This is a genomic window from Streptomyces cylindrosporus (assembly GCF_022698165.1).
In the GTDB taxonomy this organism is placed as follows: Bacteria; Actinomycetota; Actinomycetes; order Streptomycetales; family Streptomycetaceae; genus Streptomyces; species Streptomyces cylindrosporus.
Genome location: NZ_JALDAY010000001.1, coordinates 218860 through 233690, shown reverse-complemented (window position 1 = coordinate 233690; position 14831 = coordinate 218860). Strand labels below are relative to the sequence as shown.

The window sequence follows — 14831 nt, the reverse complement described above, 5'->3', positions numbered from 1 at the left end:
CAGTCCCTTACTTCGCAGCCGTGGGGATCTCAGTGACCTTGATCGCCGTGTACTGCTGGCGGTGGCCCTGACGACGGCGGTAGCCGGTCTTGTTCTTGTAGCGCAGAATGTCGATCTTCTGGCCCTTGTGGTGGTCCACGACCTCGGCCTGGACCTTGATGCCGGCCAGCACCCACGGGTCGCTGGTCACAGCGTCGCCGTCGACAACGAGCAGGGTCGAGAGCTCGACCGTGTCGCCAACCTTGGCGGTGGAAATCTTGTCAACCTCAACGATGTCGCCGACAGCAACCTTGTGCTGGCGACCACCGCTGCGCACGATGGCGTACACGCGGATCTCACTCTCTCGCTCGGGAACGGCACCCCCGCAGTCCAGCCACCCGACACGGGCAGCCTCTCCGGGGCACCCAGTGCCCTGGAGGAATGAGGTTTACGGGGATGTGGCGCGCCCATATCCAAGGACACGCCGACGGTCAAGGTTACGGGGCCGCCGTTCGGGGGTCAAACCGAGCCCTACAGGTACTCCTGCCGGAACAACCCCCGCTCGAGCACGGCGGGCATCGCCGCGGCGACCAGGCCGTTCAGGTCACCGCCGCTCCACCGGAACCCACGACCGACCAGGAACTGCCCGACCCTGAACCGGACGGCCGGATTGGCGTGCTCCAGGACTTCGCCGAACCACCCGGCCGCGTTCGCGTCCTGAGCCCCTCCATCCACCTCCCAGGCGCACGCCGTCGCCGCCAGGGCGAGATCGGCCTGGATCACCGGATCCGTTTCCCGCTCAAAAGCACTCCGGAATCGCTGGAAATCCGCGGCGGGCGTCTCGGAAGCACTGCCCAGAAAAACAATGGCAGCGCCTCTGACATCCCTGGAAGAACTGTTCTGCTCCTTCTCGGCGAGCGGCACCGCGCGCAGCACTTCCGCACGCACCCGCGCTTTGAGAGGACTGGCGGAATCAAAGACGCCCTCGACGGAAATGATCGTGTCGAGGAGCTGGAGCGCGAACTGCTTCCATCGGAAATCCGGCAGCCCGAGCATTGCGCACAGCGCCCGCACGGCCGGCACCGTCTCCTCCTCGACCGTCACGGCCGCGTAGCAGACGAGCTCGTGCAGGGCATGAGCGGCATCGATCGCCTCTTCCTCACCCTCCGCCCGAAAGAGCTCGTCCAACCCGACCTGAACCCGCCGAGCCACCTCCGGATCCACGTCGAAGGATCCCCACTCCACACCGAACGCGTCCACGAATCTCCCAAATCGCCCGCCGCTTACAAATCCCGAAAAGGGCGGTGCCTCCTGTGCGCCACAAGTGGCCGCGCAGGAGGCACCTATTACCCGGAGCCGTCAGAAGTCTATGCCCAGCCCCTTCAGCATCGCGTCGCACTTACTCCAGCACGGCTTTGCCGGAGTGCCGTGTTGCGCCGCATCCTTGGCGAACGAGTTGAACACGAACACGGTTCTGATGGATCCGCCCCGGACGGCTGTCGCCGCCTGCTCCAGACTGGCGCCGGCATCACGAGCGCTGTTGTAGGCGTTCAGCAGACATCCCACCTCGGCACAGCCGTAGTGCGAACGCTCACCGATCGCCTCGACAAAGCCCTCGGGAAGGTCATCCGCTTCCCGGTGAACATTGTGCCCGTAGAACTTCTTGCCGGTGGAGTCAGTGTACTCGGAGGCATATTGGACGGACTTCTTGCCTGCCTTCGGCTGAAGGGAATCCGCGTACTGGGCCAGAGGGTCACAGTTGTGCACCAGCAGCGGCGTCCGGCCCGCGAAGACGTAGTACGCATGGATCCCGGTGATCGTCAGATCGTGGGTGCGCTGCCGCTTGTCGAAGTGGTGGTTGGCCGTGACCTCGACCGTCTTGCCGGACGGGGTGCGGAGCTTCATGCCGGGCTTGAGGGCGCCGGCCTTGATCCAGCCGTGCTCGGACTCGACCCAGAACGGGTGCGTGACCGTCGCGACCAGCATTTCCTCCGTGCCGGTGGCCGTCCTCACCGTGAGGTCCGAGAACTCCTTGTCGTCCTCGGTGACGATGGTTCCGGCGACCTCACGGACGACCGTCTTCCCGGTCTTCGCGTCGGTCACCGTCACCTTGTCGCCGAGTTCGACGTCCTCGATCGGTTTCGTGGAGCCGTCGGCCAGCAGGACCTTCGTGCCGGGCAGGAAGCTGTGGCACTCGGTCTTTCTCAGCTTCTTCAGGGCTTCCGCGGCCTTCGAGCGAGCCGCGGCCAGCCCGTCCTTGGCCTTGGAGAGGGCCTTGTTCGCCTTGAGCAGGTCCTTGACCCCGCCGATGAGGTCACCGACGAGACCCACGACCCGCTTGGCGAGCTTGACGCCCTTGGCCCACTTCCAGGGCACGCCGTACTTGGCCATGATCTTGCCGGCGAGCCCGCCGGCGAAGCTGCCCGCGATGTTCAGCAGTGTCTCGCCGCAGGATCCGACGTCACCTGTGGATATGCAGTCGAGCGCCGCGTCGACCCCGAGGATGTCCCGGACGATCTTGACCAGTTCCTTGCCGGCCGAGCTGATGCGCTTCTTGGCCGAGGACTGCTGGCTCTGGGCCCGGCCGACCTCCTGCTTCGCCTCGTGGACCTTCTCCCCCGCGGAGCCCGGCGCGCACAGGAAGTCGCAGTCCGGAGTACCGCAGCCGAGCGCACCCGGGAACAGGGAGCACGTCGTCGACGAGGCCAGCCCGCTCGGGTCGGACAGGGTGACCGGGCTGTTGTTGGCGTAGGTGTAGCCGTTGATCTGCTGGGGCTGGGTGTAGTCGATGACCGGGTCGACCGAGACGAACTTGCCGATCATCGCGTCGTACTCACGCGCGCCGAGATGGGTCAGCCCGGTCGACGCGTCGACCGTGCCGCCGACGTACCCCTTCTCCCCGGGCCAGGCACCCGTGGCCTTGCCGCGCTCCACGCCGTACGGGTCGAAGCGGCGCTGCGAGACCGCGCCCGTGGCCGCCTCGACGGCGATCTCGCCCGTGCCGTGGTGGTCGGCGGCGAGGAACGACAGCTTGCCGTCGTCGGTACGGACCGCGACGGTCTCACCGGCGTACGAGTAGTACCGGGTCGCGGACTTCTTGGTGCCGTCGGCGGAGAGCTTCAGCTCCATGCCGGGCAGGTAGACCGTGGTCCCGGAGGTGTCCTTGCGCTGGATGCGGTTGCCCGTGGCGTCGTACAGGTACGTCGTCTCGGAGCCGCTCGCCTCCTTCACCTTGGTGAGCCGGCCGGCGTCGTCCCACTCCAGCGACTGGGCGTCGCCGCCGATCGTGCGCTTGGTGGTGGAGCCCGCGTCGTCGTACTCGTACGCGTACTGCTTGTCGCCGGTCGGGGTCTTCTCCACGACCTTGGTGAGCTGGTGCGGCCCGTCGCCGAGGGCGCCCGCGCCGCCGTACTCGTAGCTGCGCGTGATGTCCTTGGCCGCGTTCAGGCCGAGGTCGTGGTTGGTCTCCGACTTCCGGTTGCCGATGGCGTCGGTGACGTACGACTTCCAGTAGGGGGCCGGGCCGCCGAGCGCGCCCGTGCCGGGGGCCGCCTTGCAGGCGGCGGGGCCCGAGCCGTCGACGGGCGCGGTGGAGCCGACCGTTCCGGAACCGGCCGCGTCCGCCGCCGTGGACGCCGGTGTCCACGCCTCGGACAGCCGCTGCCGGCTGTCGTAGGCGAAGCACTGCACGTCCGGGGAGGCGCTGTTCGCCGAGTCCGCGATCGACAGGACGTTGCCGGCCTGGTCGTAGGAGTACGTCGACTGCTTCGCCGGGGCCGTCGCGCCGTAGACGTCCACGGTGGAACGGGTCAGGCGGTCGGTGCCGGTCTCGTAGTCGAAGGTCTGCCAGACCTTCTTGCCGGAGCCGGTGTACAGCTCCAGCTGCTGGAGCCGGCTGGTCTTCGAGTAGGCGGTGTTGGTGACGTAGGAGGTCGTGCCGGTCAGCGTGGTCGGGCGCTGGAGCTCGTCGTAGCCGTAGGTCAGGGCCTCGGCGGGGAGGCTGCCGACGGCGGGCAGGCCCGACGACTGGACGGTGCCGTCCCGGTTGTACGTCGAGGTGAAGGTGTACGTGCCGGCCAGCGAGCCCTGTGACGCGGGCACGGAGTAGGCCGTCTTCAGCGGCTGGTAGAACTCGTCCATCGACTGGACGACCGACGCGAAGTACTCGGTCGGCGAGACATAGCTGAGCTGGGCGTACGCCTGGCCGAGCCAGCCGGCCTTGTCGTAGCGGGTCTCGGTCAGCCGCGTCCCGGTGCCGACGTCGCCGGTCCAGGTGCCGGTGACCCGGCCGAGGGCGTCGTAGGACGTGGACGTCTTCTTGTTGCGCCCGTCCCACTGCGCGACGGGCTGGTCCAGCTCGTCGTACTCGGTGCGGGAGGTGCCCGCGTCCGGGTCGACCGACTTCTTCTTGCGGCCGAGCTGGTCGTACTCGTTGCGCCACACGTTGCCCGCGGCGTCGGTGACCGTCTCCAGCTTGCCCGAGGGCGTGTAGGTGTACTTCGTCGAGTCGTACGGGGTCGGCGCGGCCGGGGACGCGCCCCGGTAGTGGCGGATCTCCGTGATGTTGCCCTCGGCGTCCGAGACCGTCGTCGCGGGCACCCCGCCGACCGGCGGGTCGACGTTGGTGAGCTCGCCGTCGTACGTGGTCGTGGTGCGCCACTGCTCGGCGCCGGAGACCGCGAAGATCTCCGCGGTGGTGCGGCCGAGGGCGTCGTACTCGGTCCTCGTCTGCGCGCCGACCTCGCCGTTGTGCACGAGCAGCAGCTCGTCCGAGGCGGCGCCGGCCGCGTTGTACGTGGCGTTGGTCTGCTTGACCTGGCCCGCGCCGTCGTAGAACGAGTCCGCGACCATGCGGGTGCCGTTCGGGCCCTCGGTCTGGATCTGGCGGGGCCGCAGCAGGCTGTCGTAGAGCTGGTACTCGGCGCCGTAGGAGCCGTCGTTCTCGATCTTCTCGGTCTTGATCGAGGTGACCTTGTCCTTGCGGACGTTGTACGAGTACTTGATGCTCGGCGTCTGCGACTTGGCGCGGTCCGGGAGCCAGACGGAGGTCAGCCGGCCGAGGGCGTCGTAGGCGAGGTCCGTGCGCCGGGAGTTGGGGTCGGACTGGCCGGTGGACAGGCCCCACGCGGGGGCGTAGTCGGTGGTCGTGATGTGGCCGAGGGCGTTGGTCAGCTTGGTCTGGGTGAGCAGGCCGTTCGTCTCGGTGTAGTCGGTGCGCGTCGGGTTCTGCTTGGCGTCCTTCTGGATCTTCGGCCGGCCGAAGTCGTCGTACGTGGTGGTGCCGGTGACCTGGTACGTGGCGGTGGTGCCGTCGTGCGCGGTCAGGCGCTCGGTCTTGGTCGCGTCGCCCTTGGCGGGGGCGGCGCCGAACACCCCGTCGTCGTAGGAGGTGCGTTCGTCCGCCAGGACCTGGGTCCTGCGGTCGGGGGTGGTGGAGCACTTCACGGACACCTTCTCGCTGCGCGAGGGCAGCGAGAGGATGTTCTTCGCGGTGTTGTCCGCGTACCACAGGCGGGTGCAGGTGTCGTCGCCGGTCCTGGAGACGTCGGACTGGTCGTCGATCTCGATGGGCCGGCCGGTGCCGAGGTCCGTCTCGAACGTCGTGGTCGACTTGGTCTGGCGCCAACTGCCGTCCGACAGCAGGCTGTAGCCGCGTTCGGTGTCGGACTTGACGATGCTGGCGCGGGTGGTGCCCCAGCTCCGGGTCTGGGTCGCGGTGGTGTGCTTCCAGGGCTCGCTGATCGCCTTCGAGATCAGCTTGGAGCCGTCGTAGGTCGCGGCCTCCAGCTCGTGGCCGGCGAACTCCTCGGAGTCGGTGTAGGAGACCCCCGTGGAGTCCTTGACCGTCACCGAGCGGGTGCCGCCCGCGGGGTCGGCGTCGCCGTTCATGCCCTGGAGGTAGGTGTAGTCGACGCGGGTCTTCTGGTCGTCGGCGGTGCCGGAGGTCACGGTGACCTTGCCGTAGCCCTGCCAGCCGCCCCAGGTCAGGTACTTCTCGTCGGTGATGCCGTCGGGCTTCGCCTTACGCCAGGCCGCGTCGCCCTGGTAGGCGTAGCGGGTGACGAGCTGGTCGCTGCCGCCGGTGCGGTCGGTCTCGATCACCGCGGAGACGACGTACTTGTGGAACCAGTCCGTGATCGGCTCGATGTAGCCGGGCGGGGACCACTTCACCGGGTAGCAGCGCTTGGTGGACTCGCCCGGCTTCGGCAGGGCGGCCTTGGTGCAGTCGGTGGGCGCGTAGTTGACGTCGAGCTGGGAGCCGGTCTCGCTGAGGACCGCCGAGAGACGGAAGCGGTAGAAGGGCGCGATGTTGTCGCCGACCGCGTCGACCCGGTTGGCGAGCTGCTCGCCGAAGAGGTCGACGGTCGGCAGCTTGGTGGCCGTGCCGGCCCGGCCCTCGTGCTCGATCTTCGACAGCCACAGCGTCTTGGAGTCGTCGCCGTTGTCGGTGAACAGATGCGTGAGGGTCCAGGCGTCCACGTCCTGGTAGTTCGTGGCGTCCTTGCGCATCTGGGTGACGATCGAGGTCAGCCGCTTGGTGGTGAAGAAGGTCTGGCCGACCGTGCACTTGGTGCCGGACTTGCACTCCTGGTCGACCGGGACGTCCGGCCAGTGGGCGGCGTTGGCCGTGGTGCGCTTGCTCTCCGCGCAGTCGAAGTCCGCGGTGGGCAGGCAGCGTTCGGCCACGTTGAAGACGATCCGGGCCGGGGCCTTCGCCGCGTAGACCTGGCCGTCGCGCTGACCGTAGTCGATGCGCTTGAGGTAGCCGCCGCGGTGGTACGCCGTCCCGTTGACGTCCGTCTTCCCGTTGAGGGCGTAGTAGTTGGTCTCGCGGTCGTAGAAGTAGGACATCACGTTGCCGTGGGTGTCCTTGACGTAGTCCAGGCTCCAGCGCCAGGCCTGCTGGCAGTGCGCCGAGGTGAAGGTGGCGTTGTAGCAGGGCTCACCGGAGTCGTCGCCGAAGACCGGCGCGGTCCAGACCGAGTTGGTCTCCTCGTTGCCGGTCGCCCAGCCCGGCAGCCGGTTCTGGCCGAAGTAGTACTCCGTGCCGTCGGTGGTGGTGACCCGCCAGTACTCGCCGTCGTTGTCGCCGTTCGTGGCGCCGGTCAGCTTCTCGACCTTGGAGCCCTCGTCGCCGGACAGGCGGTACTTGCCGGTCGTGTCGTCCTTGACGAGCTCCGAGGCGGAGCCGCCCAGCATGACGGTGGCGTTCTCGAAGGCCCAGCACTGCTCCCCGGAGCCGTCGTGGCCGTCGTCGGAGCAGGGCTTGTAGCGGCGCTCGATGTAGCCCGGGTCGTAGGAGAAGCCCTCACCGATCCAGGAGCCCTGGTTGTTGGTCGCCGCGGTGCGGCCGTCGGCCGACTGGGAGGAGTAGCCGAGACCGGCGGTCGGGGTCAGGCCGCCCGGGGTCGGGACCGTGCGCAGCGGATAGTTCCAGGAGAAGCCGCCGGAGGAGTTCGCGACCGTCCAACTGGCCGACGGGGCAAGGGCGGTGGCCTTGTAGGTGCCCTGCGCGCCGGAGGGACCGGCCGCGACCGCGACCAGGGAGGTCGCGTCAGTGGCCATGGTCGAGACGCCCTCGGGCGCGGCCGGCGCCGCGGTCACGTCGGCCGAGACGGTGCCCGCCTTGACGTCGTTGACCGTCTTCAGGACCGTGGGCTGCTGCGGGCACTTCGCGCTGCCGGGTGTGGCGAACTCGGCGCACGCCGGGAGCCGCACCAGCCGCAGGCGGGAGGCGTAGGAGCCGCCGAAGCCCTCCGCGAACTGCGAGTAGTCCACCGTCAGCCGGACCTTGCCGGCCTTGTCCGCCTCGCCGTCGGCGCGCTCCACGCCGAGCAGGACGCCGACGCCGAGCTTCGTGGCCCGCTTCGGGTCGAGGACGTCGACCCGGACCTTGCCGGCCGCCTGTCCCGCCTTGACCCCGGCCTTCGCCCGGGTGACCGTGACGGGCAGGCCGCCCGCCTCCGCGGTGGCGCCGAGCTTGACCTCGGCGCCGCCCTGCCTCGGCCACACCGCCTTGTCGAGGCCCTTGACCGCGGCCTTGTGCGCCGGGTCGGAGGGGCGGGACTTCTTCTTCGCGTCGGACCCCTGGGCGGGGTCCCCGTCGTCCTGGACGCCGGGGCGGCTGGTGCGGCCCCGGTCGCCGTCGTCGAGCGCCAGTGCCTGGACCGACGAGGCCGACAGCGCGAGCGTGAGCCCGAGCACTGTCGCGGCCAACGCCGGTCCGGGCATACGGCGGCTCAGTGAGCGGCCACGGAAGAACATTCGGCAACTTCCTGAAAGAGGGACAGGACAGGTGTGCCGGGCCGCCTCGACGGCCCGGCACACTTCAGGGGTGACGGTCCGTCACATGTCGGGCAGCGCCGTCAGCGCGGCCATCTGCTGCACCGCGGTCTGGTCGGCGGCGCCGCTGTAGACGCGGACCTCGTCGATCGCGCCGGCGAAGTACTCACTCGCCCCGCGCAGTGAACGGCCCACCTGGAGACCGCCGGTGGCGGACCACAGGGTGTCGTCCGTGCCGTAGGCACCGGCCACCAGCTGGCCCTCCACGTAGAGGCGGACCGAGTTGGCGAAGGCGTCGTAGACGACCGCCAGGTGCTGGCCGGAGCCGCCGGTGTCGGGCAGTTCCTGGTCGTCGGTGAAGGTGACGACCTCGGGGGCGGCCGCGTCGGACCTGGCCACGGCCAGCTCCCACTGCTGGGTGGCGGCCTGGTAGCGGACCTGGAGGCGGTTGGCGTTCGCGCCGGGCAGGGACAGCACCGTCTGCGACTTCTCCGGGTCCAGCGAGGTGAGCTGGGCGCGGGCGGTCACGGTGAAGCTGCTGTTGCCGGTGACCGGGGCGGTGGCGGTGGACGCGTAGTCCCCGTCGCCGTCCAGGACCAGGTTGCCGTCGCCGACCAGGGCGGCGGTGTCGAACAACGGGTCGGCCGGCCGGTAGATCGAGGCGTTGCCCGCGAGGGTCAGCGCCTGGCCGCCGCCGGTCTCGGCGGAGGCGCCGCCGGTGGCGTCGTCGAGCTGCCAGTAGGCCTTGCGCTGCGGCCGGACGGTCATCAGCTCGGCGACCTGGGCGGACGGCAGCACCCGGTCGAAGACCCGCACCTCGGCGAGGTCGCCGGTGAAGTTGTCGCGGTAGCCGCTCTTGGCCGTGGCGCGGCCGATCTGCAGCGGCCCGTACGACTTCCAGGTCGAGCGGCGGGCGGCGGAACCCTTCAGGTCCTTGTTGACGTAGAGCTGGAGCTCGGGGCCGGAGCTCTTCTGCGCGTCGTACACGCCGGTCAGCAGGACCCACTGGTCCTTGACCGGGGTCACTCCGGTGGAGACGGCCTTCCACTCGCCGAGCGAGTCCACGTCCTCGACCGGCGCGGAGAACTTCCAGGTCTGCGCCGAGGCGTCGTAGCCGAGGGTGAAGCCGGGCTCGCCGGTGCCGTCCTGGCTGACGACCACCATGTCCCGGTCCAGTGCGGTGGGCCGCACCCAGGCGCTGACGCTGAAGCCCCTGGCCGTGTCGAGGACGGTCTCGCTGGTGTCGAGGTACGCCCCGGAGCTGCCGTCGAAGCGGGCGGCCCGGTCGACCTTGCCGCCGGGGCCCTCCGCGCCGAACGTGACGGCGGAGCCCGCGGTCGCGGAGAACTCGTCGCCCTCGTCGTGCGCCTCGGTGTCCCCGGCCTCGTCGGCGAGGTTCCACTGGGCGACGACCGGGGTGCCCTCGCTCACCAGGAACTCGTAGTGCGCCTTGGTGCCGGGGTTCTCCGCCTTGTCGACGGCGATCACGTCGACCCAGTGCCGCCCGGACCGGGTCGGCATCCACTGCACGGAGGCGGCGCCGCCGGGCGTGGGTGCGGGGACGGTGGTCGCGGGGCTGGCGGTGCTGTCGAAGGCGTACTGGTACTTGACGACGTCGGTGTCGGGGATCTTGTCGTTCGGGTTCGGGGCGAAGGTGAAGGTGCCGTAGGTGCCCACGCCGTCGTGGTAGACGGTGTCGGACGGGTACTGCTTGGACAGCACGTTCGGCTTGCCCGGGTGGTCCGGGTCGTAGATGAACTCGCAGCGCTGCGCGGGGTCGCCGTCGGAACTCCACGGGCCGTAGCCGTCACCGTCGTAGGCCCGGGCGCTCCAGTAGATGACGGTGTTCTTCGGGATCGTGGACTTCACGGTGTGCGTGAACCTGGTGCCCGCCGTGGGGGACAGCCAGTCCGGGGTGGTGTACGTGTACGAGCCGCCCGACCACTCCACCTTGAACTGGACCTTGACCTTGTCCGTCTGGCCGTTGCCGTGGTCGGGGTCGCTCGCGATGGCGTAGAGCTTCGGCGGGGTCTCGGCGTACTCGCGGCTCGCGCCCCACTTGCACACGCCGCCGGGGTCGGTGGCCATGTCGGACGTCTTGATCTGCCGGGGCAGGTTGTTGTACTTGACCGACAGGTAGGCGTTGCCGCAGATCCGCTTCCACTCGGCGAAGCGGGACTCGTCGGCGGCCCGCAGACCCAGCGTCATGGAGTTCCAGCCGCCCGCGGCGGCCGTCTTGATCTCGCTGGTCAGCTCGCCGGACTCGCCGCTCTCGAAGTGCAGGTTGGCCTGGCTGGAGCAGGAGGTCGGGGAGATCGCCTTGTCGACGGTCTGGAGATAGTCGTCCCAGTCGTCCGAGGTGTTGGACCAGCTGCTGGACGAGTTGAGCGAGTAGTTCTGGCCGCCGATCCGGTAGAGCTGGATGGGCTCCGCGGTCGGGGAGGCGCTGTAGATGTGCTCGACCCGGGCGGAGAAGGTCGCGCCCAGGATCTGCTTCCCCTTGTAGAAGGAGAGCGGCATCGTGAACATCACGCGGCGCACGCCGACGCCGTTGCAGGAGACCGGGTTGTAGTCGGTCGGGCACTTGCCGACGCCCGCGCTGCCGGAGTACTTCCAGTCCTGCTCGCCCGGCATCCCGGACATGACGCCGGTCCAGGAGGTGCGCGAGGTGGTGCGCGAGATCGGGTCGATGACGACCGGGAAGACGGTGTCCGCGCCCTTGAGCAGCTTCTGGTCGGGGACGAGGCTGAGCCTGCCCTTGCCGACCTCGACGTCCAGCGGGGCGACACGGCCGCCACCGCCGGGGCCCTCCAGGGCGGGCTCGGCGGCGGCCTGCGGGCCCGGGGTGGCCGCAGTGGTGGTCGGGGTGGCCGTGCCGGTCGTGGAGGTGGCCGCGGGGGTCGCTGTCGCGGTCTCGTCCGCGCCCGCCGCCGCGGCCTTCAGCGCCTTCGCGACGGCCTTGGGGCCCTGCTTCCTGGTCGCGGCCTCCTCGACGGCGGCCGAGTCCCACATCGAGGGCCTGCCCGCCTGGAAGACGGTGCCGCCGACCGCGGAGTCCTCGGCGACGATCGCCCCGTCGCCGCCCTCGGCGACCTTCAGTCCGTCGGTGGTCATCCCGAGGTCGATCCGGGCCAGCCGCGGGTCGGCCGCCGCCTCGGGCGTCTTGACGACGAGGAGATGGCCGAAGCCGTCGGCCTCGGCGCGCACGGTCAGGTCGACGCCGGGCAGGACCTCGGCGTAGGTGGCGGTGTCGCCCTCCACCCGCGGCGCGGGCAGCTTGCCGTACGGCCAGGTCAGGGCGAACTCGCGGCCCGCCTTCCGCATCGTCACGAACGGCTTGCCCGCCTGGCCGGCGGAGAGGCTGAGGCCGACGGTGGCGGCCTTCGGCCCCCAGGTGCCGTCGGCACGCTTCACCAGCGTCTCGTCGACCGGGACCCACTTGCCGCCCTGGACCGTGCGCACCGGCTCGGTGTACTCGCGGGCGGTGAAGGTGCCGTCGGGCTCGGCGAAGATCTCCCGGCGCTCGGTGCGCGCGCCCACGACCTCGGTCTTCTTGCCGGTGTCCTTGGCCATCGCCATGGCCTGCTGCTCGGTCACCGCCGACCGGTCGGCGGCGACCGGCTTCTGGTCCCGGCCGGGGCCGCCGTCCGGCAGGGCCGCCAGGGTGCCGGCGGTCACCGCGCCGGCGACGGCGGCCGCGACGGCGGCGCGCACCAGCACGCCACGCCGTATCGGTCTGTGTCTGTCTGCGGACACGCGTCCACTCTCCCGTTGGTTCATGTCTGTCTCGGGTCCGGGCCCCGGATGCGCGCGCCGAGCGCGGCGCCCTCCGGTCCGGTTGCGCACAGGGCGAAGTCCCCGGCCGCGGCGGCCGGTGACTTCTCGTCGGCGGACGGTCAGCGGACGGCCGCGCCGAAGGCGACGTCCGCCGCGGGGATCCCGTTCCCGCCCGGCTTGATCGTCTGGGTGGGCGCCCCGCCGGAGGTCACGCCCCAGGGGAAGCCGTGGACCGCGTGGCCGCCGGCCGGGCCGTAGGGCACACCCACGTACAGCAGGGAGGGCGAGGCGGCCAGGGAGAGGCCGGCAAGCATGCGGGACGCGGGCGTGCCGGGGATGCCGTTGCCGGGGCTGATCCACTGGTCGGAGGCGCCGGGGGCGCCGACGAGCGGGACGATCTGGACGCCGCCCTCGTCGGTGTACTCCTCGGAGGCCTCCTCACCGGGCACGCCGACGGCGACCTTGGTGGTGGCGGCGGTGGAGGTGGCGTTCGGGGAGGTGTTGACGGCGGTGAGCCGCTTGCCGAACAGGTCGCCGGCCTCGGCCGTCTCCTCGACGTTGTCGGTGTTCTGGTCGATCCAGGCCAGCTGGCTGAAGCCGCCGCTCGCGGTGAGCCGGAACACCTGGACGGCGCCCGCGTCGACGGTGGTCTTCAGGTCCTCGCCGGGAACGCCCACCACCAGCAGCGACTCGGTGGTGGAGGTGGCTCCGGACGCCCGGTACGGGACCATGGCGAGCGCGGCGCCGAACTGGTCGCCGACCTCCTCGGCGCCATTGACGAGGTCGTCGGCCTGGTCCTGGCCGAGACCGCCGAGCGGCTTCGGGGAGCCCGACGTCAGGGCGTGGCTGAAGTAGCCGACACCGCCCGCGAAGACGGTGGTGCCGAGCGCCTCGCCCGGGGAGCCGACCGCGAAGTGGGTGGGGGTCGCGGCGAGCGAGGCGCCGAAGCGGTCGTCCCGCTCGGCCACGCCGGGCACGGCACCGGCGGTCTCGGTGTCCTGGCTGACGCCGGCCACGGTCTGCGCGGTGCCGCTGACATAGTAGAAGCAGCCCGCGTCCTCGACGGTGCCGATCGACTCGCCGGGGCTGCCGATCAGCAGGAACGGCGTGCCGGCCGAGGTCTTGCCGGCCTCGACGGCGTATCCGACCCAGTCCTCCGCCTCCGGGGAGCCGGCCAGCGGCTTGTCGGTGCCCTGGAGGAACTCCTTGACGGCCTTGCCCGTGCCGAGTCCGGCCGTGGCTCCGTAGACGACCTGCACCAGTCCGGCGTCGGGGACGGTGCCGAGGTCCTCGTACGGGGTGCCGACCACCAGGTCGCTGCAGCCGTCGAGGTCGGCGTCGTAGACGGCCAGGGAGAAGCCGTACCGGTCGCCCGTCTCGGGGGCGCCCGGGATGTTGTCCGGGGCCTGGGAGACGGTCGTACTGCCCTTGCCGCCGCCGTAGACGACGTGGACGGCGCCGGCCTTGGCCACGCCGTCGACGGTCGCCTCGGGGTCCGCGATCGCCGTGTCCCTGACACCGTCACCGTTGAAGTCGGACTCCACGCCCGACGGACACGCGACGGCCGCCGCGGCGGGCGTGCCCCCGCTTCCGAGCCCCCAGCTCAGCAGTGCGCTCACGGCCACGACGCAGGCAGCACGGCGCCACACTTTCCCCACCCTTGACACATGCACCCCGTTGATAAACGAAATCTAAAGAAGGTCAAGGAATCATCTACGGCATGACGTGCACACGCAACGGTCACTCCCCTTACCAGCGCATGACAAAAATCACAGGAGCCCCACAGGCAACATCAAGGGGCACTTGGGTGTCCGCGTATGCTCGCCGGGGACGCAGGACAGACACCGGAAGGCGAACGAGTGAACTACAGGGTCCAGCCCAGCGCGCAGGTCGACGAGAGCGCCGAGATCGGCGCCGGAAGCAGCGTCTGGGACCTCGCGCAGATCCGTGAGGACGCCCGGCTCGGCGAGGGCTGCGTGATCGGCCGGGGCGCGTACGTCGGCTCGGGCGTGCGGATGGGCGACAACTGCAAGCTGCAGAACTACGCGCTGGTCTACGAACCGGCCGAGCTCGGCAGCGGCGTCTTCATCGGCCCGGCCGTGGTCCTCACCAACGACCACAACCCGCGCTCCGTGGACCCCGACGGCAAGCAGAAGCGCGGCGGCGACTGGGAGGCGGTCGGCGTGAAGATCGCCGACGGGGCGTCGATCGGAGCGCGCTCCGTGTGCGTCGCGCCGCTGACGATCGGGCGCTGGGCGATGGTCGCCGCGGGCGCGGTCGTCACCAAGGACGTCCCCGACTTCGCCCTAGTGGTCGGCGTCCCCGCCCGCCGCATCGGCTGGGTCGGCCGCGCGGGCGTCCGCCTGACCGAGCGCGAGGGTGAGAGCGGCGTGTGGGAGTGCCCGAGGACGGGCGAGCTGTACGACGAGAAGGACGGCGTCTTGAGCGAGCGGGCGGTCTGAGCGGGGGGCGAGCGGCCGAGCGGTCGGAGCAAGGGACGGGCGGTCCGAGCGGGAGGCGGGCGACCCGAGCGGGAGGCGGGCGGCCCACGCAGGGGGCGAGCGGCCCAAGCCAACGGGCGGTCTCAGCAGGGGGCGAGCGACCCGAGCAGGAGCGGGTGGTCCAAGTAGGAGCGACCGGTCCAAGCAGGGAGCAAGCGGCCCGAGCAGCCGGGCGCGTCGGCCTGGGACCAGCGCGTCGGCTGAGGAAGCGGGCGGGGCTCCTGACCAGCCGCCGGGCTCGGCCCGCCGGGCGGTTGCTCCGGCTCACGTGAACGCAGCGCGAGGGGCGAA

6 protein-coding genes are annotated in these 14831 nt (G+C 70.5%); 1 reads left to right on the top strand and 5 read right to left on the bottom strand.

Annotated elements, in window-relative coordinates; translation table 11 throughout:
* Positions 1-7: 7 nt before the first annotated feature.
* The 5 genes from rplU to MQP27_RS00955 all read right to left on the bottom strand — a co-directional run bounded on the left by rplU (position 8) and on the right by MQP27_RS00955 (position 13658).
* A complete protein-coding gene (gene rplU / locus MQP27_RS00975; protein ID WP_003990208.1) occupies positions 8-328 on the bottom strand; it encodes a 50S ribosomal protein L21 in 321 nt (106 codons plus the stop codon).
* Between the two features lie 182 nt (positions 329-510).
* Entirely contained in the window at positions 511-1239 is a 729-nt protein-coding gene (locus MQP27_RS00970) for a hypothetical protein (protein WP_242759220.1), read from the bottom strand.
* A 99-nt stretch (positions 1240-1338) separates the two neighbouring features.
* Complete coding sequence (locus tag MQP27_RS00965) at positions 1339-8211, bottom strand: polymorphic toxin-type HINT domain-containing protein (protein WP_242759218.1); 6873 nt, start codon at positions 8209-8211, stop codon at positions 1339-1341.
* 114 nt (positions 8212-8325) lie between these two features.
* Positions 8326-12018, bottom strand: coding sequence for a LamG domain-containing protein (locus tag MQP27_RS51320; protein WP_242759216.1), 3693 nt, complete (start codon positions 12016-12018; stop codon positions 8326-8328).
* 140 nt (positions 12019-12158) lie between these two features.
* Positions 12159-13658: a VCBS repeat-containing protein gene (locus MQP27_RS00955; protein ID WP_242759211.1), complete on the bottom strand. Its 1500-nt coding sequence runs from the start codon at positions 13656-13658 to the stop codon at positions 12159-12161.
* 240 nt (positions 13659-13898) lie between these two features.
* On the opposite strand from MQP27_RS00955, the gene MQP27_RS00950 reads away from it, so the two are divergent.
* Positions 13899-14501, top strand: coding sequence for an acyltransferase (locus tag MQP27_RS00950; protein ID WP_242759208.1), 603 nt, complete (start codon positions 13899-13901; stop codon positions 14499-14501).
* The last annotated feature ends 330 nt before the right edge of the window (positions 14502-14831 follow it).

Coding starts and splice junctions, on each gene's coding strand:
- MQP27_RS00965 (WP_242759218.1), bottom strand. CDS start 8,211: ATGCCCGGACCGGCGTTGGCCGCGACAGTGCTCGGGCTCACGCTCGCG.